At 65.0% G+C, this 23,462-nt stretch carries 19 protein-coding genes and 1 pseudogene; 9 read left to right on the top strand and 11 right to left on the bottom strand.

Going from position 1 to position 23,462, the window contains the following annotated elements; translation table 11 throughout:
- Positions 1-46: 46 nt before the first annotated feature.
- The 3 genes from JQ621_RS30180 to JQ621_RS30170 all read right to left on the bottom strand — a co-directional run bounded on the left by JQ621_RS30180 (position 47) and on the right by JQ621_RS30170 (position 4,743).
- A complete protein-coding gene (locus JQ621_RS30180) occupies positions 47-931 on the bottom strand; it encodes a 4-(cytidine 5'-diphospho)-2-C-methyl-D-erythritol kinase (RefSeq protein ID WP_212240421.1) in 885 nt (294 codons plus the stop codon).
- 26 nt (positions 932-957) lie between these two features.
- Positions 958-2,754 carry a tetratricopeptide repeat protein gene (locus JQ621_RS30175; RefSeq protein WP_212240419.1) on the bottom strand — a complete coding sequence of 599 codons (1,797 nt, stop codon included), beginning with the start codon at positions 2,752-2,754 and terminating at the stop codon, positions 958-960.
- Positions 2,755-3,081: 327 nt separating this feature from the next.
- Positions 3,082-4,743 carry an electron transfer flavoprotein-ubiquinone oxidoreductase gene (locus JQ621_RS30170; protein WP_212240417.1) on the bottom strand — a complete coding sequence of 554 codons (1,662 nt, stop codon included), beginning with the start codon at positions 4,741-4,743 and terminating at the stop codon, positions 3,082-3,084.
- Positions 4,744-4,880: 137 nt separating this feature from the next.
- On the opposite strand from JQ621_RS30170, the gene JQ621_RS30165 reads away from it, so the two are divergent.
- Positions 4,881-5,678 (top strand): uracil-DNA glycosylase, encoded by a 798-nt coding sequence (locus JQ621_RS30165; protein ID WP_212240416.1) that lies wholly within the window; start codon positions 4,881-4,883, stop codon positions 5,676-5,678.
- 5 nt (positions 5,679-5,683) lie between these two features.
- On the opposite strand, the gene JQ621_RS30160 is transcribed toward JQ621_RS30165, so the two are convergent.
- The 5 genes from JQ621_RS30160 to JQ621_RS30140 form a co-directional block, all read right to left on the bottom strand.
- Positions 5,684-6,379 carry a hypothetical protein gene (locus tag JQ621_RS30160; protein WP_212240414.1) on the bottom strand — a complete coding sequence of 232 codons (696 nt, stop codon included), beginning with the start codon at positions 6,377-6,379 and terminating at the stop codon, positions 5,684-5,686.
- Entirely contained in the window at positions 6,310-7,818 is a 1,509-nt protein-coding gene (locus JQ621_RS30155; protein ID WP_212240412.1) for a glycosyltransferase family 39 protein, read from the bottom strand. Before JQ621_RS30155 ends, JQ621_RS30160 begins: the two co-directional genes overlap by 70 nt.
- Positions 7,819-7,917: 99 nt before the next feature.
- Complete coding sequence (locus JQ621_RS30150) at positions 7,918-8,703, bottom strand: ribonuclease HII (protein ID WP_212240410.1); 786 nt, start codon at positions 8,701-8,703, stop codon at positions 7,918-7,920.
- 78 nt (positions 8,704-8,781) lie between these two features.
- The gene (locus JQ621_RS30145) at positions 8,782-9,237 is read right to left on the bottom strand and encodes a VOC family protein (RefSeq protein ID WP_212240408.1); all 456 of its coding nucleotides are present in this window, start codon (positions 9,235-9,237) and stop codon (positions 8,782-8,784) included.
- Between the two features lie 24 nt (positions 9,238-9,261).
- Positions 9,262-10,434 (bottom strand): PA0069 family radical SAM protein, encoded by a 1,173-nt coding sequence (locus JQ621_RS30140; RefSeq protein WP_212240407.1) that lies wholly within the window; start codon positions 10,432-10,434, stop codon positions 9,262-9,264.
- Between the two features lie 210 nt (positions 10,435-10,644).
- Between JQ621_RS30140 and JQ621_RS30135 the strand changes: the two genes are divergently transcribed.
- The 4 genes from JQ621_RS30135 (at position 10,645) to JQ621_RS30120 (ending at position 16,097) form a co-directional block, all read left to right on the top strand.
- Positions 10,645-13,032 carry a phosphoketolase family protein gene (locus JQ621_RS30135; protein ID WP_212240406.1) on the top strand — a complete coding sequence of 796 codons (2,388 nt, stop codon included), beginning with the start codon at positions 10,645-10,647 and terminating at the stop codon, positions 13,030-13,032.
- Positions 13,029-14,207: an acetate/propionate family kinase gene (locus JQ621_RS30130; RefSeq protein ID WP_212240405.1), complete on the top strand. Its 1,179-nt coding sequence runs from the start codon at positions 13,029-13,031 to the stop codon at positions 14,205-14,207. The genes JQ621_RS30135 and JQ621_RS30130 overlap by 4 nt, the downstream gene beginning before the upstream one ends.
- A 303-nt stretch (positions 14,208-14,510) precedes the next feature.
- Positions 14,511-15,350, top strand: coding sequence for a tetratricopeptide repeat protein (locus JQ621_RS30125; RefSeq protein WP_212240404.1), 840 nt, complete (start codon positions 14,511-14,513; stop codon positions 15,348-15,350).
- 63 nt (positions 15,351-15,413) lie between these two features.
- Positions 15,414-16,097, top strand: coding sequence for a hypothetical protein (locus JQ621_RS30120; protein ID WP_249125670.1), 684 nt, complete (start codon positions 15,414-15,416; stop codon positions 16,095-16,097).
- Between the two features lie 124 nt (positions 16,098-16,221).
- Here the strand turns inward: JQ621_RS30120 and JQ621_RS35615 are convergent.
- Positions 16,222-16,432, bottom strand: a pseudogene (locus JQ621_RS35615) (RMD1 family protein); the annotation flags it as partial.
- A 116-nt stretch (positions 16,433-16,548) separates the two neighbouring features.
- Here JQ621_RS35615 and JQ621_RS30115 point away from each other — a divergent pair.
- Together JQ621_RS30115 and JQ621_RS30110 are read left to right on the top strand one after the other, a co-directional pair.
- On the top strand, positions 16,549-18,477 hold the full coding sequence (locus tag JQ621_RS30115; RefSeq protein ID WP_212240395.1) for a hypothetical protein: 1,929 nt from the start codon (positions 16,549-16,551) through the stop codon (positions 18,475-18,477).
- Positions 18,478-18,487: 10 nt separating this feature from the next.
- The gene (locus JQ621_RS30110) at positions 18,488-20,101 is read left to right on the top strand and encodes a PEP/pyruvate-binding domain-containing protein (protein ID WP_212240393.1); all 1,614 of its coding nucleotides are present in this window, start codon (positions 18,488-18,490) and stop codon (positions 20,099-20,101) included.
- On the opposite strand, the gene JQ621_RS30105 is transcribed toward JQ621_RS30110, so the two are convergent.
- A complete protein-coding gene (locus JQ621_RS30105) occupies positions 20,095-20,934 on the bottom strand; it encodes an RMD1 family protein (RefSeq protein WP_212240388.1) in 840 nt (279 codons plus the stop codon). The genes JQ621_RS30110 and JQ621_RS30105 overlap by 7 nt on opposite strands.
- A gap of 333 nt (positions 20,935-21,267) precedes the next feature.
- Between JQ621_RS30105 and JQ621_RS30100 the strand changes: the two genes are divergently transcribed.
- On the top strand, positions 21,268-21,843 hold the full coding sequence (locus JQ621_RS30100; protein ID WP_212240387.1) for a glycosyltransferase family protein: 576 nt from the start codon (positions 21,268-21,270) through the stop codon (positions 21,841-21,843).
- Positions 21,844-21,905: 62 nt separating this feature from the next.
- Entirely contained in the window at positions 21,906-22,835 is a 930-nt protein-coding gene (locus JQ621_RS30095) for a bifunctional helix-turn-helix transcriptional regulator/GNAT family N-acetyltransferase (RefSeq protein ID WP_212240386.1), read from the top strand.
- A 25-nt stretch (positions 22,836-22,860) separates the two neighbouring features.
- On the opposite strand, the gene moaB is transcribed toward JQ621_RS30095, so the two are convergent.
- Positions 22,861-23,421, bottom strand: coding sequence for a molybdenum cofactor biosynthesis protein B (gene moaB / locus JQ621_RS30090; RefSeq protein WP_212240385.1), 561 nt, complete (start codon positions 23,419-23,421; stop codon positions 22,861-22,863).
- Between the last annotated feature and the right edge of the window lie 41 nt (positions 23,422-23,462).

Raw genomic sequence — 23,462 nt, 5'->3', positions numbered from 1 at the left:
GTGGGCACGGCGCTACGCGCCTTTGCCCACCCTACCGCAGTGTTGGCTAGCTCAGCGTCCCCGCATGCACCCACCAGCCGGGATGGTCGCGACGGATCTTGTCGGCGGCGGCGTGCGCGTCTGTTGCCGCGCCATAGATCGCAAAGCATGTCGCGCCCGAGCCGGACATCCGCGCCAGCTTGACGCCGGCCGAAGAGCGCAAAGCTTCCAGCACGTCACCGATCACTGGCTCGATCCGCAGCGCGGGAGCCTCAAGGTCGTTGGCAACGGTTTCGAGAACCTCGACCCAGTCGGCGATCGACCCGCCCGCCTCCGGCCAGGCCGGAGCCTCGAGCACGTCGGTCGCACCGACCAGAAGCTCGCCGTTGCGCAGGCCAAGCGCCTGGAACACGTCCTTGGTCGCGACCGGCACGCGCGGATTGACCATGACGCAGGGCATGCTCGGCAGCGCCAGCGGCAACAACTGTTCGCCGACGCCCGTCATGTCGCAGGCGCGCGAGAGCAGGCACACCGGCACATCGGCGCCGGTCGCAAGCGCGACTTTCTGCAGTCTGGTATCGTCAAGCGACAGATCGTTGAGACGCGCCAGCAGGCGCAGCGCCGCCGCGGCGTCGGCCGAGCCGCCGCCGATACCAGCCGCGACCGGCAAAACCTTGTCGAGCGCGAAGGCGCCCAGCTTCAAATTCGGTACCGCTTCGGCCAGCAGCTTCGCTGCCTTGAACACGAGATTGTCCGACATCTCGCCGCAAGCCGCCGCGAGTGGCCCCGTGGTCGCAAGCCTGAGCTCGCCACCCGGCTCCAGCGTGAGCCGGTCGGCACAATCGGCAAATGCAACCACGCTTTCGAGATCATGATAGCCATCGGCGCGACGGCCGATCACGCGAAGGCTCAGATTGACCTTCGCGCGCCCTTCTTCAATCAACGCCGGCATCGGCAATACGCCCCCAGTTACGCAGCCTAGCCGCCCTTGTCGTCGTCTTTCTTCTTATCCGCCTGCGCGGCCGAAGCGTTCGAGTTGTCGTCGGTCATGCCGTTGGCGATCTTGGCTTCGATCTTCGGCAGATCGTCCGGCTCGGGCTTGAGATCGCGGGCATGGGCCCACTGGAACTTGGCTTCCAGCGTGCGACCGACGCGCCAATAGGCGTCGCCGAGATGGTCGTTGATGGTGGGATCCTCGGGCTTCAGGTCGATCGCGCGCTCGAGGTTCTTGACCGCCTCTTCGTAATTGCCGATGCGGTAATAGGCCCAGCCGAGGGAGTCGACGATGTAGCCGTCGTCGGGACGCTGCTCGACGGCGCGCTTGATCATCTTCATGCCTTCGTCGAGGTTCACGCCCTGGTCGATCCAGGAATAGCCGAGATAGTTCAGGACATGCGGCTGGTCGGGCTGCAGCTCGAGCGCCTTCTTCATGTCGGCTTCGGCCTTGCCCCACTGCTTGGAGCGCTCCTCGCAGATGCCGCGGTAATAGTACCAGACGCTGTTGGCCTTGTCGTTGCCTGCGGGCAGCACGTTGATGCCTTGCGAATAGGTTGCACCGCAATCGGAGAACTTCTTGCGGCCGCGCTCGAGGTTGCCGAGCGCCATGATGGCTTCGATGTCCTTGGAATCTTCGGAAATCACGCCCTTGAGGATCTTGATCGCCTCGTCGCTGCGGTCGGCGGAATCCAGGTCAATGGCAAGCTGGATCTGCGCATTGCGCTTGAGGGGCGATGAAGACGGAACGCGCTCGTAGATCTTGATCGCCATCTGTGGCCGCTTCACCGATTCGTAGAGATCGGCGAGCGACAGCAAGGCCAGCGGGTGGCTGGGCTGCAAATAGAGCGCGAGCTGGAGATAGACCAGCGCAAGATCCTCGCCGCCGCGGCGGGTCAGCGTGGCACCGATGCCGTAGAGCGCCTCGGCCGCGCCGGCCTGCGCGGAATCGACCAGCGACGGCATCTTCTTGCCGGCCTTGGTCTCGCGCAGACCTTCCACGATTAGCGGATGGCGGGCGAGCTTCTTGTCGAAGGCTTCATAGATCGCGGTCGCCGAGGCCGCATCCTTGTTGCGCGACAGCCAGCGCGCATAGGCCTCGCTGACGCGCAGCATGGAATCGTCGAGCTTGTAGGCGCGCTCGAAGCGGACGCCCGCCTCCTTCTCCTTGCCGGCGTTCTCGAGAATCATGCCGGCGTGCAGATCCTTGAACAGCGGATACCATTCCGGGCCCGCCAGCTTGTCGATGGTCGCAACTGCGCCCTTGGCATCGCCTGCACCATAGGCGGCCCAGCCGGACAGCAACGTAGCGACGAGATCGGTGATCGGGCCGCGGATCGACTGGTTGATGTTGCTCTGCGCGCTCGGATATTTCTTCAGCTTCAGGTCATGGACGCCGACGACGAGGCGCGCGACGCGGTTGGTCTTGTCGATGGTGAGGATGCGCTCGGCGAGCTTGACCGCCTCCTCTATGTCACCATCGTCGACGGAGGAAATGAAGGCGCGATCGAGCAGCTCGTTGTTCTTGGGATCGGTCCGCAGCGCGGAGCGGTAGAAGGCGGCGGCGGAGGTCGCGTCGCGCTCGACGCTGGCGTGGCGGGCGGCGAGATAGCTGCCGGCGGTGGTGAGCGACTTCAGATCGTTTCGGGTCGGATATTGCGCCGCCGTGTCGGCCGGATGGTCCGGCGTCTGCGCCAGGACCGCGCCGGGGACCGCCACGATCGCAGAGCCGGCAAGGGCGATGGCAGCAGCAGTCCAGCAGTTAAAACGATTTGAAAACATCAGGGCTCGCCTTGAGTTGGTAGTGCCTGGGTTCGAAGCAAAAGGCCGTCTCGCACGCGAACGCGGCCGGCGACATGGACCCGGAACCGTCAGGTCCGGACAATGCCGCTTTTGGCGCTTCGCCGCAAGGATTCGGACCGGGCGTTCCGCTCCGCACGCCTCAAATCGGCCAAGTAAGCGTTCACGAGAGCCCCAAGACCCCGCTACTATGGCCTTATCGTGACCGGGGCTCCCCGTGGCGCTCCCAGGGGTACCTGTTGTGCTCCCGGCCTCACGCGAACGTGCGCACCATCACCCTGCAGGCCGGTTTGGCCTTCCGGCGCGCCCTTACATCGCCTCGTAGTTCGGTCCGCCGCCGCCCTCCGGGGGAACCCAGGTGATGTTGCCGTTGGGGTCCTTCACGTCGCAGGTTTTGCAGTGGACGCAGTTTTGGGCGTTGATCTGGTAGCGCGGAGCGGAACCTTCCTCCACCCATTCATAGACACCGGCCGGGCAATAGCGGTTCGACGGCCCCGCGAAGACGTCATGCTCCGAGGTCCTTTGCAGGTTCATGTCGGCCACCTTGAGATGGACTGGCTGATCCTCCTCATGATTGGTGTTGGACAGGAACACCGAGGACAGCTTGTCGAACGAGATCTTGCCGTCCGGCTTCGGATAGTTCCTGGGCGCATGCTGCTTGGCCGGATCGAGCGTCGCGCGATCGGGCTTGGCATGCGACTGGGTGCCGAACAGGGAGGTCCCGAACAGCGTGTTGAACCACATGTCGAAGCCGCCGAGCGCGACGCCGAGCACCGTGCCGAACTTCGACCACAGCGGCTTGACGTTGCGGACCAGGAACAGATCCTTGCCGACCGACGAGGACCGCCAGGCATTCTCGTAGTCGATGACCTCGTCACCGGCGCGATCCGCCGCCAGCGCGGCGGCGACATGCTCGGCAGCCAACATGCCGGTGCCCATCGCATTGTGCACGCCCTTGATGCGCGGCACGTTGACGAAGCCAGCCGCACAGCCAACCAGCGCCCCGCCAGGGAAAGTCAGCTTCGGCACCGACTGGTAGCCGCCTTCGGTGATGGCGCGCGCGCCATAAGCGAGGCGCTTGGCGCCTTCGAAGGTGCCGCGGATCGACGGGTGCGTCTTGAAGCGCTGGAACTCGTCGAACGGCGACAGATATGGATCGTCATAGTTCAGATGCACGACGAAGCCGACGGAAACGAGATTGTCGTCGTAATGATAGAGGAACGAGCCGCCACCGGTCTTCAGGTCGAGCGGCCAGCCGAACGAATGCTGGATCAGGCCCTTCTGATGCTTGGCGGGATCGATCTGCCAGACTTCCTTCAGGCCGATGCCGAACTTCGGCGGCTCGCTCTTGGCATCGAGTGCGAACTTCGCGATGAGCTGCTTGGTCAGGCTGCCGCGCGCGCCTTCGGCGAACAGCGTGTATTTGCCGAGCAGCTCCATGCCGCGGGTGAAGGAATCCTTCGGCTTGCCGTCGCGGCCGATGCCCATGTCGCCGGTGGCGATGCCTTTCACCGCGCCCTTCTCGTCATAGAGCACTTCGGCGGCGGCAAAGCCTGGATAGATCTCGACGCCGAGCGCCTCGGCCCTGCGCGCCAGCCAGCGACAGACATTGCCGAGCGAGCCGATATAGCAGTGATGATTGTCCATCAGCGGCGGCATCAAGAAGTTCGGCAGCTTGATCGCGCCGCCGGCGGTCATCCAGTAGAAGCGGTCATCCTTGACCTTCGTCTTCAGCGGGCAATCCGAATCCTCGCGCCAGTCGGGAATCAGCTTGTCGAGTCCGGCCGGATCGATCACGGCGCCGGAGAGAATGTGCGCACCGACCTCGGAGCCCTTCTCCACCACGACGACGTTGAGATCGGCGTTGATCTGCTTCAGCCGGATCGCCGCAGCCAGGCCCGAGGGGCCTGCGCCGACGATGACGACGTCGAATTCCATGGATTCGCGCGGGGGAAGTTCTTCGGTGCTCATCTGATCTCAGCCCTTGAGACGGTTCCTTGTCGTTTGCGCCCCCTTGTTTCCGATTTTTCCGGGTAGGACAACCACGGAAATGCGTTCCGCTGGGATGCAAGGCGCCCTAAGATGAACTAATAGTCTGACTTTCCCAAATGATCCCAGAGCCCACGCCCACCGTCCGAGAGCTTCTCGCCTTCTATCTGGAGGCCGGCGTCGATTGCGCGCTCGCCGAGGAACCGGTCGACCGCCTGGCGGAATTAGACGCCCCGGCGCCGCGCGCCGCGCCGGTCGAGGCACCGCGGCCTGTCGCCGCGCCTGCGGTACTGCGCGGCGAAGCCGCGCCTGCGCCCGACGTCGCGATCGCTTCGGCGCGCGAGGCCGCGCGAACCGCGCCGACGCTCGAGGCGCTCCGTGAGCTGATGCAGAACTTCGAGGGCTGCGCGCTCAAGCACACCGCGACGCGGCTGGTGTTCGCCGATGGCAATCCGCAGGCGCGCATCATGTTCGTCGGGGAGGCGCCGGGCCGTGACGAGGACATCGAGGGACTGCCTTTCGTCGGACGCAGCGGCAAGCTGCTTGATCTGATGATAGGTGCCATAGGCCTCAATCGCACCACGGCCTACATCACCAACGTCATTCCCTGGCGGCCGCCCGGCAACCGCACGCCGACGCCGCAGGAGACGCAGATCTGCCTGCCCTTCATCCAGCGCCATATCGAACTGGTGAATCCCGACGTGCTGGTGACGCTCGGCAATCCCTCGACGCAGACACTGCTCTCGACCCGCGAGGGCATCATGCGCACGCGCGGACGCTGGTTCGAGTACGAGACCGGCCAGCGCACCATCCGCGCGCTGCCGACCTTCCACCCGGCCTATCTCTTGCGCTCGCCGTCCTACAAGCGGCTGGCCTGGCAGGATCTGCGGTCGATCGCGAAGGTGCTGGCGGGCTGACTCTGTCAGGTCTTGTCCGCTGCGCCCAACATGACCTGCGGAAGCGCATAGCGGTCCGCCAACAGGCGAGCCAGCCATTCCCTTTCGACCTCGCTCGCCTGCGATGCGAGTTCGACACGTTTGGCACCGATATCGACGGTCAACCGATTGCCCTCTTCCGTTTCGCGCAGGCGGAGCGATATGAGCTCCTGGCGACCGAACTCGGTGAGAAGCCGCTTCGCAAAAACCGAGCCCCAGTAGTTCTTTCTTTTCTGATATGAGTTCAGCTCTAGCGGCGGAATTCCGGTATCGTAGTCGATGGCACCACGCTTGAGCAGGAGCGTCTCGGGCACGGTGGGACGAAAGATCCGAAACGCGGTGTAGGCTGCCATCGCTCCGCCGACTGTCCAGCCGCCGAGCCAAAAAACCTCAAAAGCGTTGCCGTTTCCGGACAGCAGCTGCGTCAGCACCGATTTGAAGCCGAAAGCCCAGCCTCCCAGCCAGAACAGCAGGAACAGGCCGCCGAAGTATCGCGTCGGACTTCCCTTTGCCGGAATGATGATGACGGGGCCCTGGTCACCTCGCCTGATCGAGATCTCCGAGCCGGTCGGCGGATTGAAATCCATCACGAGCCCCCAATGCCTGCTGTGATCTAGCTTCCCTTCGGCCGCACGATGGCCCAGCCGATGCGGAGCAATTGCTGGCGTCCCGTCACCAGCCATTCGAAAGCGCGCGGCACTTCAGGCACGATGCCGGGGAAGCGCGCGAGGATGTCCGGCGGCGGCGTGCCGGCGGTGTCAGCGGCGCGCCAGACCACGACGCCGCCGCTCTCGCTGAATTTGGCCTGCGACATCCACGGCGTGCGTGCAGGATTGGCATCGATGAAGAGATGCGGCCGGCCGGAATGCAGCGCGATCAGGCTCGCAAGCTGGGTCTCGCCGGCGACGGCGCGCAGGCGATGGTTGGTGCGGCGGGCAAAGCTCTCGTCGAAGAAATCCGAGATCGCGTGCGCCGGCATCGAGGTCGCAATCTCGCCGGTGCCGGTCCAGGGCATGAACAGCACGGCCAGCACTACGCCGGCCGCAGGCGCCACGACAGAAGCGGCCCACACCGTGCGCAACATCCGCGCCCGGCGCATCGCAATGAGATCGCCAGCCACCACGACCATGGCAAGGCCCGACATCATCAGCACGACACCCGCGCCGCCAACGACAGAATCAAAACCGAACAGTCCGGAGATCAGGACGGCGCCGAGTGGCGGCACCAGCGCGAAGAAATAGACGAAGTTGCGCGCGAGCGATTCGACCGGCGGCCGGTAGATGATCGGCGCCTCTTCGCTCTTGCCGGCGAACAGCGGCGTATTGAGGAAAGTCAGTACGGGAACCGCGATCGCACCAAGCACGAGCCCGCCGAGCAGCCAGGCGGCGTGGATCGCGCGCGCGCCGAGGTCGGCTACTTGCGGCAAGGCCGGCAGCGCAATCGTCTCGGCCCGCATCAGCCAGACGGCATACGGCAGGGCCAGCACGGCGACGACTACAAGCGCAAACAGCGGATCGAGCGCACGCAAGGTCCGGCGGCCGCCGGCGGTCGAAAGCGCAAAGATCACGAGCAACGCGAGCAGGAAGATCGCAGCCGGCGTGGTCAGGAGCAGCAGGCCAGCCTCGATCGACCAGGCAAACCACGCATTGCCGCGGCGCTGGCCGATGATCTGCCAGGAATGCAGCAGCAACAGCGCCCAGAGCGGCCGCGCCAGCACGAGAGGGCCGAAGTCGAGCGCCGACGAGGAAAAGGCGAGCACCGTCATGGTCAGCAGCACGGCGAGCACCGCCTGCTGAGCGCCGACCACGGCGCGCGCGAGATAATAGAGGGTGACGAGGGTCGCGATCTCGCAGAGCTCGGCGAGGACGTAGACGCCGAACATGTGGCCGCCCGCGATGCGATAGGCGATGTCTCCGAGCCAGACCGACAGAGGCGGGCCGAGATCAGTGCCGACCTGGTACTCCCTGCCGAAGGCCAGCAGGGTCGCAAGGCTGCCGGGCGGGCTGCGATAGAACAGCAGCGCCACCAGCAGCCACATCGCGGCCTGGAGCAGCACGACAATCCAGACGATCAGCCGCGGCCGGGCGCGAATGAGCTCGATGACCAGGGAAGTAAACCGCATGCAACGCCCGCAAGATGCAGCCAACCCGTCCAGCCGGCCCTATTCGCTCCACAGCTTTTTGATAATGGGCGCGACGCGCCGTGGCAACGACAGTCTAGGCTAGAGGCCCGCTGGCGCGTCGATTTCAACCGGCGTCTCGGCCTGCACCTCGACCACGGCGACCTCGAACAAATCCGGCACCGGCTCGACCGTCCAGGGCATGTGCTTGGCGCGGGCAGCCGCGACGGGGGCGAAGAAGCTGCGATGGTGGACCGTGGGGCCGAGGCGGTCGAGCGCGTCGAGGTGCTCGGGCACGCCGTAGCCCTTGTGCTGCTCGAAGCCGTAACCTGGACAATCCTGCGCCAGCGCGCACATCAGCCGGTCACGCGTCACCTTGGCGACGATGGAGGCGGCCGCAATCGACAGCACGATGCCGTCGCCGCCGATCACGGCCTCGCAGTCGCAAGGCGTGTCGAGCCGATCACGGCCGTCGACGAAGACGTGCCTTGGCGCCTCCGGCAGCGCCACCACGGCGCGCTTCAGCGCCCAGAGCGACGCACGCAGGATGTTGTCTCGGTCGATGCGCGCCGGCGAGGCGACGGCGACCGAGACCTGCGCAGTGGCGCAGATCCTGTCGAACAGTCTTTCACGCTCTTCCGCCGTCAGCCGCTTGGAATCGTCGATGCCGCGCGGGATGCGGTCGGGGTCGAGAATCACCGCAGCCGCCACCACGGGACCGGCAAGCGGCCCGCGGCCGGCCTCGTCGCAACCGGCAATCGGCCAGATGCCGCGCTTGATCAGCGCACGCTCGCGGCGGAAGCTCGCCTTGGCTGGCGCGGCCTTCTTTGCAGCGGCCTTCGCCGGCGCGTCTTTGGTTGGCTTGGTGGCGGACCTGTCCCGAATCATGGCCGGGATCGTGCGCAAGCAGCAGTGTTCGCGCAACCGGGAACACCGCGCAATTCCCGTTATTCAGGTGAGCCTGTCCTAGTCCGCCAGATGCACCCGTCGGTCGTCACCGACCTCGATGCCGGGCGCGACAACGACCTCCCAGGGATGGCCGTCGGGATCGGCAAAATAACCGGAATAGCCGCCATAATCGGTCTCGTGCGCGGACTTCAGCAGCTTCGCGCCTTTACGGAGCGCTAACGCCAGCACCATGTCGACCTCCTCGCGCGAGGCACAGTTCCATGCGAGCGTGACGCCGCGAAAGGTCGCAGGCCTCGGCTGGTCCGGCAGCTTGGCATCATCAGCGAGCTGGTCCCAGGGAAAGAGGCCGAGCACCGGACCGCCGGTGTCGAAGAACGCAACGACCTCGCCAGTTGCCTTCAGCCGGCGCGAAAATCCGAGTGCACCGTAGAAGGCGATGCTGGCGCGGATATCGCGCACGCCCAGCGTGATGACCGTGAGTCGTGGCACCGGAGCCGTCAGTTCCTTACTCATCGCACACCTCGTTCGATCCGCGCCTCAGAACAGGCTGAGCTGCTCACCGTTCTTCTTCGGCCTGGCGAAATGATCGGTCGTCAGCTTTGCGCGGCGCTTGTTGAGGCCGAGCCGATCGCAGGCGAGCTCGAAGCGGCGGCCGATGGTCCAGGCCATGGGACCGGTGCCCTTCATCCGCTCGCCCCATTTCGAATCGTAGTCGCGGCCGCCGCGCATGTCGCGGATCAGCGTGAACACGTGGCGATAACGGTCCGGATAATTCGCCATCAGCCATTCGCGGAAGAGATCGCGCACCTCCAGCGGCAACCGCAGCAGCACATAGGAGGCTTCCTTGACGCCGGCATGGGCAGCGGCATCGAGGATGCGCTCGATCTCGGAATCGTTCAGCGCGGGGATCACGGGAGCGACCATCACGGTGGTTGGAATGCCCGCGTCCGACAGCTGCTTCAACGCCTCCAGCCGTTTCGGCGGCGTCGAGGCGCGCGGCTCCATGGTGCGTGCGAGCTTCGGGTCGAGCGTGGTCACCGAGATCGCGACCTTGGCAAGGTTGCGCTTGGCCATCCGCGCGAGAATGTCTATGTCGCGCACAACCAGCGCGGATTTGGTGACGATGCCGACGGGATGCGAGGTGCGCTCCAGCACCTCCAGAATGCCGCGCATGATTTTGCGCTCGCGCTCGATCGGCTGATAGGGGTCGGTGTTGGTGCCGATCGCGATCATCCGCGGCTCGTAGCCCGAGGCCGCGAGCTCCTTCTCGAGCAGCGCAGGCGCCTCCGGTTTGGCAAACAGCTTTGACTCGAAGTCGAGCCCCGGCGACAGGCCGAGATAAGCGTGCGTCGGCCGCGCGAAGCAATAGACGCAGCCATGTTCGCAGCCGCGATAGGGATTGATCGAGCGGTCGAAGCCGATGTCGGGAGACTCGTTGCGGGTGATCACCTTGCGCGAAGTGTCCAATCCGACGGTGGTCTTGAACGGCGGCAGCTCTTCCAGGCTCTGCCAGCCATCGTCGAAAGCAATGCGCGCCTCGGCCTCATAGCGACCGCTGGCGTTGGATTGCGCACCCCGCCCTCGCTTGCGCTGGCGGTCGATGGCAACAGCCAGCTCAGGGAAGTCGGCGGCAATATCGGCGAGCGCACCCGCCGGCTCGGAGGGCGCCGTGACCGGCGGGTGCTTGAGAGCAGAAGAAGCTGGACTCATGCAATCAAGATAGCATGAAAAAAGAACAAATCAAGAACAAGAATCAAAAGCGAGAAAACAACCCCATGCACAGTAGCACTGCCCAAACTTCGCGCGCCGACTTTTGACCTCACGCAACACCGCCTCATCGCAATCTCGTTTGATGCCGCGGAAGGATCGATCTCACCGGAACTCGGTTGATGACGATCCCTGGTGGAGATCGGCTGCAATATGACAAATCAACGACAATCGTCCGCTGCAAGCAGCGACCTCGCTCTCCTCGATCGCTACTGGCGCGCCGCGAACTATCTCTCCGTCGGACAAATCTATCTGCTCGACAACCCGCTGCTCCGCGAGCCCTTGCGGCCCGAGCACATCAAGCCGCGTTTGCTCGGCCATTGGGGCACCACGCCAGGGCTGAACTTCATCTACGCCCACCTCAACCGCGTCATCCGCGCGCTGGACCTGAGCGTGCTCTATGTCTGCGGCCCCGGCCATGGCGGCCCCGGCATGGTCGCCAACACCTATCTCGAAGGCAGCTACAGCGAGATCTATCCAAACATTCCGCGCGATGCGGACGGATTGCGGAAACTGTTCAGGCAGTTCTCCTTCCCCGGCGGCATCCCGAGCCACGCAGCGCCGGAAACACCGGGTTCGATCCATGAAGGCGGCGAGCTCGGCTACGCGCTGGTGCATGCCTATGGCGCGGCGCTGGACAATCCCGATTTGATCGTCGCCTGCGTCGTCGGCGACGGCGAGGCCGAGACCGGCCCGCTCGCCGCATCCTGGCACTCGAACAAGTTCCTCAACCCCGCGCATGACGGCGCGGTGCTGCCGATCCTGCATCTCAACGGCTACAAGATCGCCAATCCGACCGTGCTCGGGCGGATGCCCGACAGCGAGATCCGCGACCTCTTCCACGGGTTCGGCCACGAGCCGCTGTTCGTCGAGGGCGACGATCCCCAGCTGATGCATCGGGCCATGGCCGATGCGCTCGACGTTGCAATCGCCAGTATCCGCTCGATCCAGCAGCACGCCCGCGACGGGCGCAAGACGATCGAGCGGCCGCGATGGCCGATGATCGTGCTGCGCAGCCCGAAGGGCTGGACCGGCCCAAAGGAGGTCGACGGCAAGAAGGTCGAAGGATTTTGGCGGGCGCATCAGGTGCCGGTCGCGAATTGCCGCGAGAACCCGGCCCACTTGAAAATTCTCGAAGACTGGATGCGCAGCTACGAGCCGGAAAAGCTGTTCGACAAGAGCGGCGCGCTCGTTCCGGAGCTTCAGGCCCTCGCGCCTGAAGGCATCAGGCGCATGGGCGCCAATCCACACGCCAATGGCGGGCTGTTGAAGAAGGAGCTGAAGCTGCCGGACTTCCGCAGTTTTGCGGTCGAGGTTCCAGGGCCCGGCGCCGTCACGGGTGAAGCCACGCGCGAGCTCGGCAAATTTTTGCGCGACGTCATCCGCCTCAACGCTGCCGAGCGCAATTTCCGCATCATGGGGCCGGACGAAACCGCGTCAAACCGGCTGGATGCCGTGTTCGACGCCACCGAACGCGTCTGGATGGAGCCGATCGAGCCTTACGACGTGCATCTGGCGCAAGACGGCCGCGTGATGGAGGTGCTGAGCGAACATCTCTGCCAGGGCTGGCTGGAAGGTTACCTGCTGACGGGGCGGCACGGCTTCTTCTCCTGCTATGAGGCCTTCATCCACATCGTCGATTCCATGTTCAACCAGCACGCCAAATGGCTGAAGGTGACGCGGCACCTGCCGTGGCGTCGGCCGATCGCCTCGCTGAACTATCTGCTGACATCGCATGTGTGGCGGCAGGACCATAACGGCTTCAGCCATCAGGATCCTGGCTTCGTCGATCTCGTCGCCAACAAGAAGGCCGATATCGTCCGCATCTACTTTCCGCCTGACGCCAATACATTGCTGTGGATCGCCGATCACTGCCTGCGCACCTATAACCGCATCAACGTGATCGTGGCCGGCAAGCAACCGGCGCCGCAATGGCTGTCGATGCAGGAGGCGGCGACGCATTGCGATGCCGGCATCGGCATCTGGACCTGGGCCGGCAACGAAGACGCCGACAACGAGCCCGACGTGGTGATGGCTTGTGCCGGCGACGTGCCGACGCTGGAGACGCTCGCAGCCGTCGATCTGCTGCGCAGGGCGCTGCCGGACCTCAGGATTCGCGTCGTCAACGTCGTCGATCTCATGACGCTGCAGCCGAAGGAGCAGCATCCGCATGGCCTCTCCGATCGCGATTTCGACAGCCTGTTCACGAAGGACAAGCCCGTGATCTTCGCCTATCACGGCTATCCCCAGCTGATCCACCGCCTCACCTATAATCGTACCAACCATGCCGGCCTGCATGTGCGCGGCTTTGCCGAGGAAGGCACGACGACGACGCCGTTCGACATGGTCGTGCTCAACGAGCTCGACCGCTATCACCTCGCGATCGAGGCGATCGAGCGCGTCCCTGATCTTGCGACCAAGGCCGCACATGTGAAGCAGCAATTCCGCGACGCCCTGATCGCGCATTCGCGTTACGTGCGCGAGCATGGCGAGGACATGCCAGCGATCCGTGACTGGGCCTGGCCAGGCAAGGCGGCATGACGGCGTCAGTCCTCGTCCTCAACGCAGGCTCGTCGAGCATCAAGTTCGGCCTGTTCGATATTTCGGCGGGCGAGCCTGCCCTGCTCTGCAACGGCCTTCTCGACGAGCACGAGGCGAAGCCGCGGCTCGTCGCCAAGAGCCCATCTGGCGAGACGATGTTCGAGACGCAAAGGGACGCATCAGATGGCGACGGCGGCCATCTGTTCGCCGATGTGCTGACCCTCATCGAAGACCGTTTCGGCGATCACCGCTTGCGTGCTGTCGGCCACCGCATCGTCCACGGCGGACCGGACTATTCGGGTCCGGTCGAGCTGACCGAAGATATCTACGCGAAGCTGGAGGCACTGACGCCGCTGGCGCCGCTGCATCAGCCGCGGTGCCTTGCACCGGTTCGTCCCATCAAGGCCATCCGTCCCGCCCTGACGCAGATCGCCTGCTTCGACACCGCCTTTCATCACGGCATGACACCGCCGGCGAACCGCGTCGCGATTCCTCGACGCTACGAAGCACTGGGCTTGCGGCGCTACGGCTTCCACGGGCTCTCGTTCGAATATGTCGCCAGCCGTCTCATCGAGATCGCACCGGAATTTGCAGCCAAACGCACCGTCATTGCCCATCTCGGCAATGGCGCCAGCCTCTGCGCCTTGCGCGACGGGCGCAGCGTCGACACCACGATGGGACTGACACCACTCGACGGCCTCGTCATGGGCACGCGCTGCGGCGCGATCGATCCCGGCGTGCTGCTCTATCTGCTGCAGCATGAAAAGATGTCGGCCGAGGATTTGCAGCATCTGCTCTACCACGAGTCCGGCCTGCTCGGCGTCTCCGGCCTCTCCGCGGACATGCGGACGCTGCTTGCGAGCAGCGAGCCCTGGGCACGCGAGGCGATCGATCTCTTCACCTTCCGTGCGGCGCAGGAGATCGCGGTGATGGCGAACACGCTCGGGGGGCTCGACGGCCTCGTCTTCACCGGCGGTATCGGCGAGCATGCGAAGCAGATCCGGGCCGCGATCGGCGAGCGACTCGCCTGGCTCGGCGTGCGGATCGATGTTGCGGCGAACGATGCGGCGAACGAGCGGATCAATGCCGAAGACAGCGCCGTGAGTGTCCTCGTGATCCCAACCAATGAGGAAGTGACGATGGCACGGCACTGTGCCGCGCTATTGGTGAGTTGAACGTCGGCTGCTCTTCCTTCTTACGAGAAGGCGGCGCGAAGCGCCGGGCGGGTCTCTATCCGCACTCGCTCATGCAGTGATCGCGGTCATTCGTCGGTGGACGGACCGGAGAGGTTCACTGCCGCGAACTTGAACGGGACATGCGCGACTAATCGCATGAACGGATCGAGCGAGCCGGATGATGACGGGCCAGGACAGCGGTATCACGACTTCGTCGATTGGCCTGTTCATCGCCTGCGGCATCCCCGGCTGCGGTCGCAGACGCGACTCGAGGCGGTAACAGCTTTTTGAAAGGGGATTTTCATGAGGTCCATTTTGCGGGGCATGCCGTTGGCTTTGGCCTTCGCGTCGGCGCTCTGGCTGACGGCGGTGCCGGCCGCAGCCGACGATCTCGAGACCTGTGCGAACGCTTCCGCCGACAAGGCGGTCGCCGCGTGCACGCGCGCCATCGATTCCGGTCGATATGGCGGTCGCGATCTTGTTGCCCTCCTGACAAATCGTTGCGCCGAATGGAGCGACGAACAAGGTGACAAGGCCATTGCCGATTGCAGCCGGGCGATCCAGCTTGATCCAACCGACGCAGATGCATTCAGCAACCGCGCCCACGTCTATTACACCAGGCGCCAATATGACCGCACGATCGAGGACCTGAACGAGGCCGTCCGGCTGCATCCGAACGACGCAGACCTGCTGAGCAACCGCGGCCTCGCCTATAACAATATGGGCCAATACGATCACGCCATCGAGGATTTGAGCCAGGCGATCAGGCTCAATCAGGACCTCGCGGATGCGTTTTACAACCGGGGCATCGCCTATCGGCACAAACAGCACCTCGACCGGGCGATCGCGGATTACAGCGAGGCGATCCGGCTCAATCCGAAATACGCAGGAGCATTCAACAATCGCGGGCTTTCCTACGCCCTCACCGGTCAGTTCGACCGCGCCATCGAGGATCTGAACGAGGCGATCCGGCTCGATCCGAATCTCGCAGGTGCGTTCTACAATCGCGGCCTGTCATGGGAACGGAAGCACGATCTGCAACGCGCATTGGCGGATTTCAAGAAGTTCGCCGAGTTGGCCCCGTCCCATCCGGACGGTCCGAGGGCGGTCGAGCGCGTCACAAAGGCGCTGAGCGGCCGTTGACAGGCGGGCGTCGGGTGGGCCGGCGAGACGAAGACAGGCGCGACAATGAGGACCAGGAAAGCCTTGTTCAGAACTTCCTGGATCGGACTCTTTCTGGCCTGCAGCATCGGCCTATGCCGCGCCGCGCAGCCGACGGCTCCTCCGGCAGGTTACCAGATCGTCGAGAAATGGACCCGCACATCGCCGGACGGTAAGACGACCATCGAGCAATATGTCAACAAGGATGAGGATGACGACTGGAAGTGGCAGTTCTGGGCGCGCCGGCAGGACACGTTCACGCTGCTCGATCCGGAGCCGGCCGGCTATCCTTCCGAGTTTACCTTCACCAACGACCTCAACTGGATCGTCCGCGTACAAAAGTACGGCTCGGGCGAGGCGACGCTATATCTCTACCAACTCACGCCGCGCGGTTTTCGGCCCGCGACCAGCAAGCCACTCGGCGACCTCGCCTGGGACTATATGAAGACAACGCCCGAGTGGCGAAAAATCGTGAAGAAGCCGGAGTATCATATCTCGGCGTATCCGGTGAAAGGACTGGACGAGAGCTATCGCGAGTTGGGCGTCGACTGGCCCGCGAACCGCTATCTTCTGATCAGCCTCTCGGGAGAAGCCGACGTCAAGGGACGCAAGCGGGAGCGGACGGGCGTCGTGAACGGCTGGCGCTGCCGCTACGACCTCCAGACGGGCAAGTTCGACGTGCCGGCGGCTTTTTCCCGTGACAATGCCAAGGCAATCCTGCCCGAATGAATAGGCGCCGACCGCCACGACTGGAGGCGTGATTGCACGTGACCCACGGCTGAAGAAGTCTTGGCGTGGCCGCCGCTCGACGCGATCAGCGGCGGCCCAGCCCGCCGACGCGCACAGCCGCGGCTCAGTGAAGGCCGGCAAAGATCTGGAAGCACCCAATCACAACCTCCATCACGATCAGCACCACCACGGCGATTTCGAGCCGCAGCGAGCGCCGGGTGTCGATGATGTCGGTCAGCGCCTGCGGTTTCCGCGATGACCGTGATCTTGCGCTCGAGCGTATCGAGGCGCTCCTTCAGCTCGTATTCGTCTTCGAGGCGCGCATAGCGCCTCTGCGCCGGCATGCCCCATGACCGCGGATGTTTGTGACGAATACATGAATGATCTGGCGCAACGGCGCGCCGTCGCGTTGCGGGCATAATGCCGACACCCCACGTCGCGCGGACAGATCATGAAGACCCAGATCATCGAAGAGCTCGGACAGGGCGACATTCTGTTGCCGAACCTCGTGGCGGAAGGGCTCGCCGCCAATGACCGCATCAAGGTGCGCATGAGTGCCCTGCAGGCAGCGGCCCAGCATGCGCGGAACCCGGACCGGCCCGCGAGCGATCTCGGCATTGAGAGTCAGACCGCCGGCATTGCCCCTGCCGCAATCGCGACGCTGATCGGCGGCGCGCATATGATCGGGCAGGACCGGCTTGCCGCGCCGAACCTCGCGAAGCTGATGAATGAGATACAGGACGACGCCGCGACCATGATTCGCGCCGTCGACGCCGGCGCCGGCGATGAAGGCCGGAAAGCGAATGCGCGGCTCGAGACGTTCCGCGGTGCAGGCCTGCTCGATTCCGCCGGCGAGATCGAGATCGCCCGGATCGCACGCCTGACCGGCGTGACCGACACCGCCGGAGACAGTCTGCACCGGCTGGTCATGGATCTGCACAAGCAGCTCAACAAGCTTGCGGCGAGCTGCTCGGAAGAAGCGCTCGACGGCGCGCATGTCTTCGCGCTGCATGGCGAGGACCGCGCCGCGGTTGCGGCCTTCATGAAGGGGCTGAACAGCACGCGCGGCCTCAAGTTCAATCATCCCGGCCTCGACACCATGGCGACACGGGCGGGCGGACGGCTCCTGATCCAGAACGACATCGGCACCACCGATGCCCATGTCGTCGTGATCGCCGTGAAGAAGAACGCGGTCACCATCACCTACACCGACGTGCACCTGGCGCGGGCGAAATTCTTCATCTCGCTGTTCGACAAATTCGAGGCGACATGGAGCGGGCTCGATCGTCACACCGCCGCAGGTCTCGGCGAAGACAATTCGTTCTATCTCGTCACCGGCCAGTTTCAGGCAGATCATGCCACCGATCGCAACGAATTCCTCGCGGCCGTTGGCGCGGCATTGGTTTTCCTGATCGACTGGAACAAGGCCCGCAAGCTGCTGCGGACCTGGGTCGCCAAGGACGACGCAGCGCGCATCCTGGAATGGGCGGCCCGCAAACGGATCGGCCATCGCGGCTTTCTCGAGCTTGGCGGCAACGAACTGCTCAGCTCCGCGGTCAGGAACGCTGCACCGTCGCGGATCGGCTTCGGCGAGCGCCTCGACCAGGCGCTCGGGCGCGCGGCCGCGATCGACTTCCTGAAGGCGGCGCTGCGGGCCTCCACCGAGGCGCTGCTTGCGGGCCGCTCGGTCAGGACGGTCCGCGACCAGATCGAGGCCGATCTGGTGCGGCATCTCGACCGCGTCAACGGGGCGCTGCTTGCAGCCGTGCTGCGCCAGGTCGGCCTGGCCCATGATCTCGTTACCGCGATCGCGCGCCATATTGCGGCGCTCGGGGCCGGCCAGCCTGCCGACGGCAAGCTGCTGGCGGGACGTTGCGCCGCGATCGAGCAGAAGGCCGACCGCATCGCGCTGGAGAGCCGCAACGAGGTCGACCGCCTCGAGGCCCGGCCCGTGATCGGGCAGTTGATCGACCGCGCCGAGGAGGCGATCGACGAATTGGAGCAGGCGGCCTTTATCGGCTCGCTGCTTCCCGAGCTCACCGAGGCAGCCTTGCTGGCGTCGCTGGCCGAGCTCTGCTTGGTGGCCGCGACCGCGACGGAAACGGCGGCGAGCGGCGTCGCGGCTGCGATGGATGTGCCGGAAGGACAACGGATCGATTCCGAGGACGCGCTGGCCGCCGTCGCGCGCCTGATCGATGCCGAACATGCCGCCGACACCACGGAACGTGCCATCACCACGCTCGTCTTTCGCGGCGGCTTTGACGTTGCGACCTCGCTGTCAGTCATCGAGCTTGCCCGCGCCATCGAGCGCGCCACCGATCGCTTCGCCGCGTTCGGTCACCTGCTCCGCCGCCACATCATGATCGATCTCGCAGCCTGAGGGACACACCATGCGTATCGTTCGTATCGGCGCCGAGGCAACCGAATTTCGGCCCGCCGAGGAGATCGGGGCCAAGGCCGCCAATCTCGCCCGGATGGCCGCGCTCGGTCTGCCGGTGCCGCCCGCCTTCGTGCTGCCGGTCAAGCTCTGCTCCGAAATCATTTCCGGCCATGCCAATGCGGCGCAGCATCTGCGCGACGGCCTGAAGGAAGGCCTGACGTTCCTGGAGAGCGTGACCGGCAAGCGCTTCGGCGATCGCAGGCGACCGCTTCTGGTGTCGGTACGGTCAGGCGCGGCACGATCGATGCCGGGCATGCTTGATACCGTTCTCGACGTCGGCTGCACGCCGGATGCCGTGCACGGCCTGATCCGCGCGACCGGTCGGCCGCGGCTCGCATGGGATTGCCGGCGGCGTTTCCTGGAGAGTTTTGGCGAGACCGTGCTTGGGCTCGATCCCGCGCCGTTCGCCGCGCGCATCTCCGAGTTGGTCGGGGCTGAGGGCGTCGCCAACGACCGCGAGCTCGATGGCGAAGCGCTGGAGCGGCTTGCCGCCTCGGAGCAGGCGCTGGTCGAGGATCGCGCCGACGGCTGGCTCGACGATGCGGTCGCCCAGCTCGAGGCGGCGGCGCGAGCGGTCTATCAGTCCTGGATGAGCGAGCGCGCTCAGACCTATCGCAGGCTCCAGCAGCTCGACGACCTCGAAGGGACCGCCGTCACCGTACAAGCCATGGTGTTCGGCAATGGCGGCCTTTCTTCAGGTGCCGGCGTGGCATTCTCGCGCGATCCTTCGACCGGGGCGCCCCGGGCGATGATCGATCTCGTGCTGGACGCGCAGGGCGAGGACGTCGTGTCCGGCCGCCGCACGCCCGATACGGACGATGCGATCGCCCGTGCGCTGCCGACGATCCGGGACGAGCTTGGCGCGGTGTTGAAACGGCTCGAGGGCGAGTTTGGCGACGTGCAGGATGTCGAGTTCACGGTCGAGGACGGCAAGCTGTGGATCTTGCAGACCCGCACGGCCAAGCGGACGCCGCGCGCAGCGGTCAGGATCGCCATCGACCTCGTGCGTGAGGGATTGATCGCGAAGGACGAAGCGCTGGCTCGCCTCGCCGGCCTCGACCTCGCCTCGCTTGTCGAAATCTCGCTGGTATCCTCCGGCACGCCGGCGACGTGCGGTATCGGCGCCTCCGGCGGTATCGGTGTCGGCCGCGCGGCATTCGATTCAGACGGCGCCAAGCGCCTTGCAGCGGCCGGCGAGCCGGTCATTCTGTTGCGTCCCGACACCAGCACGGCCGATGTCGCGGGCTTTGCGGTGGCGACCGGCATCGTCACCGCAGTCGGCGCCCGGACTTCGCATGCGGCGCTGGTGGCGCGTCAGATGGGCAAGCCATGCGTGGTCGGCTGCAGCGAGCTCAAGATCGATGCCGCCACGCGCCAGGCCCGGCTCGGTGTGGCCGCGCTGCACGAGGGCGACTGGCTCACGATCGAGGGCGATGCGGGACGGATCTATCTCGGACGCTGTCAGACGTCGCAGACGCGGCCGGAGGCCGAGCTGGCCGAGATCGCGACATGGCGGGCGCACGCCGACGATCCACACTCGGCATGCGCCGACGCGTCTCAGTGAATCCCGGCAAAGATCTGGAAGCAGCCGATCACAACCTCCATCACGATCAGCACCACCACCGCGATTTCGAGGCGCAGCGAGCGCTGGGTGTCGATGATGTCAGTGAGTGCATCTGCGGTTTCCGCGATGACCGTGATCTTGCGCTCGAGCGTATCGAGGCGCTCCTTCAGCTCGTATTCGTCTTCAAGGCGCGCATAGAGACGGTCGAGCTGCGGCCTTTCCCAGAGCGCGTCCGGCTTTTCGGCAACCGCGACACGGCCGGCGACCCGCTGCTGCACCAGCAACGCATTGCCGATCAGTTGCAGGATGCCCTTGCGGCGCCGCGAGGTCCGGCCTTTCTCCGCGAGTTCGCGCGCAAAGGGTTCGATGACATCGAAAACGGCAGCGACGCGCCGCTCGTCGCGCGCCAGCGACGTGCTCTTGGCGAGTGCGTCCGCGATCAGCAGCAAACGCTCGTCGGAAAATTTCGAGAGATTGATCGGTCCGCCCGGCTGGATCGCCTCGGCGTTTTCGTCCTTGCAGAGCTGCGCTTGCGCGGTCTCTTCTTCATGAGGGCTGAGTTCGCCGGTGACGCGGGACTTCAGGCTGTCGAGCAATACCTTCTCTTCCGAGGGAAGCAGACCGATCAGCACCACGACACCGTAGCGGAAGATCACGGCGAGGCCGGCATGGACCCGAAAGGCGGCGGGCGTCGAGGACACCACCGGACCGATCTCGAGTCCCGACGCATTGATGCGTTCGCCCAGCATCACGGCGCGGATCCGCAAGGTCGGCGCCGCCTCCGGCTTCGGCGATGGTGACGGCGCACCAACGGAAAGTTGATCGGCATTCATGGGACATATCTCGTTCTGGGCATCGGCGAATGCATGTTTTTCCCGTCGAGGGTCTATGTCAGACTGCCAATGCAGCCTTGCGAAAAGTACAGCCTCGCCCTGGCGAGATCAGTGGAAAGAAAGCGCCAGGTTGGGCTCACGGGGGGCGGAATAGCCCGAAACATTCGGCAACATGACCACCCTGCAGGCGACACATTCGGCTGCGATGGACTGGCGGCGGTTTACCATCGCATGGCCAAAGGCTGGTGGAAATTTGCGCTCGGCACCGCAGCGTGTTTATGACAATATCATAACGAGCTACGCTTCTCCCGAAGTGCGGACATCGAAGTCTCAATGCTGAGCGTCATCATTCCGACCGAAGGCGTCGAACAGACGGCGGTCGCAACTCTGGCCGCACTGGTCCCCGGCGCCGCTGCGGGCCTGATCAAGGAAGTTCTGCTGGTCGACGGCACCCGCAATGGCGTCATCGAGCGCGTTGCCGACGTCGCCGGCTGCCGTTTCATCGGCTACGAGGGACATTCGCAAGGCGCCGCGCTGGCCGCCGGCGCGCTCCAGGCCCGTTCGCCCTGGCTGATGTTCCTGCCTGCCGGCGCCGTGCTGGACACCGGCTGGATCGAGGAGACCACCCAGTTCATCCAGGCCGTCGCGGCCAGCGGCCGGGATCGCGCCGCCGTCTTCCGTTACGCGCGCTCGCCCTACGCCGATACCGGGTTCCGCGATATCCTCTGGTCCGTGGCGCGCAAGCTGGTCGGCCCTCTCGGCGATGAGGGGCTTTTGATCGCGCGCGACCATTATGACCGGCTCGGCGGCTATCCGCCGCAGGCCCGCCGGTCCGAAGCGCGGCTGCTCAGGCGGCTCGGCCGCTCCTCCCGAACACTGCTGCGCAGCCGGATCGTCATGGTCGGGTGACGCATCTAATACTTGCTAAAGTCAAATAGTTATTTGACAATGGCAAGTATCGAGGTGTCCCCATGCCTGATACCGGTCCCGACGACCAGATCGCCGCGGTTCGCGCCTTCAACCGCTTCTACACCCGCAAGCTTGGCGTGCTCGACCAGCACCTTGGACAGAGCCCGTTCTCGCTCAGCGAGGCGCGGGTGCTCTATGAGCTCGCCCATCGCGACGAGGTTGCGGCAAAGGAGATCGGCACCGAACTCGGGCTCGATCCCGGCTATCTCAGCCGCATCGTCCAAGGCTTCGACGAAAAAGGGCTGATCACACGAACGCCCCTGCCCGCGGATCGCCGGCAGTACCAGCTCAGCCTCACTGCGAAGGGTCGCCAGACCTTCGCCAAGCTGGACCAAGGCTCGCAGAATGAGGTCGCCGCCCTGCTGGCCCCGCTATCGGCCGGCGATGCGACGCGGCTCACGCAGGCGATGGCGACCATCGAGACGTTGCTCGAGCAACGCCAGAGCCAGCCGGCGACCGTCGTGCTGCGCAGCCATCGCGTCGGCGACATGGGCTGGGTCATCTCCAGGCAGGCGGCTGCCTATGCCGCGGACTACGGTTGGGACATCAGCTACGAGGCGCTGGTCGCCGAGATCTGCGCGCAGTTCATCAAGACCTACGATGCCGCACGCGAACACTGCTGGATCGCGGAAGTCGGTGGTGAGCCGGTCGGCTCGGTGTTTCTGGTCAAGGCCACGGACGAGGTCGCAAAACTCCGCCTGTTGCAGGTGGAGAAGAAAGCACGCGGCCTCGGCGTCGGCCGCGCCCTGGTCGAGCAGTGCATCAATGGCGCGCGCGAGCGCGGCTACCGCAGGATGACGCTGTGGACGCAGAGCATTCTGGTCGCCGCGCGCGGCATCTACAAGAGCGCCGGGTTCGAGCTGGTCGCGACGAAACCGCATCGCAGCTTCGGGCAGGACCTGATCGGCGAGACCTGGGAGCGGGATCTGTAGCTGCGCGAGACGAGAAGAGGAGTGCTCATACCGTCGCGCCTTGCGCCTTCGGCCTCCGCAGATGCTCGTCGAGGCGCGGCATGATCTCGACGAAATTGCAGGGACGCGTGCGGTAGTCGAGCTGCGCCGCGAGGATGCCGTCCCAGCCGTCGCGGCAGGCGCCGGGCGAACCCGGCAGGCAGAAGATGTAGGTCGCACCAGCTACGCCCGCGGTGGCGCGGCTCTGGATCGTCGACGTGCCGATCTTGGCGTGGCTCAGCATGTGGAAGGCGATGGAGAAACCATCCATGCGCTTCTCGAACAGCGGCTCGATCGCTTCCGGCGTGACATCGCGCCCGGTGAAGCCGGTGCCGCCCGTGGTGATGACGACGTCGACGCCGGCGTCCGAAATCCAGCGGCGGATGACGGCGCGGATCGCCTCGACATCATCAGTGACGAGTTCGCGCGCGGCGAGATGATGGCCGGCCGCCGTGAGACGATCGACGAGCGTCTGGCCGGATTTGTCATCTGCAAGCGCACGCGTGTCGGAGACGGTGAGCACTGCGATATTGAGCGGGATGAACTGTCTGGATTCGTCGATCGACATTGCGGTTTCACTCCTGTTTCCGCACCCGCCGCCGTCATCCC

Origin of the sequence: Bradyrhizobium manausense (assembly GCF_018129685.1) — a bacterium.
GTDB classification, from domain to species: Bacteria; Pseudomonadota; Alphaproteobacteria; order Rhizobiales; family Xanthobacteraceae; genus Bradyrhizobium; species Bradyrhizobium manausense_D.
Note: the sequence above shows the minus strand (reverse complement) of the source record. Positions and strands in the feature narration are given on the sequence as shown.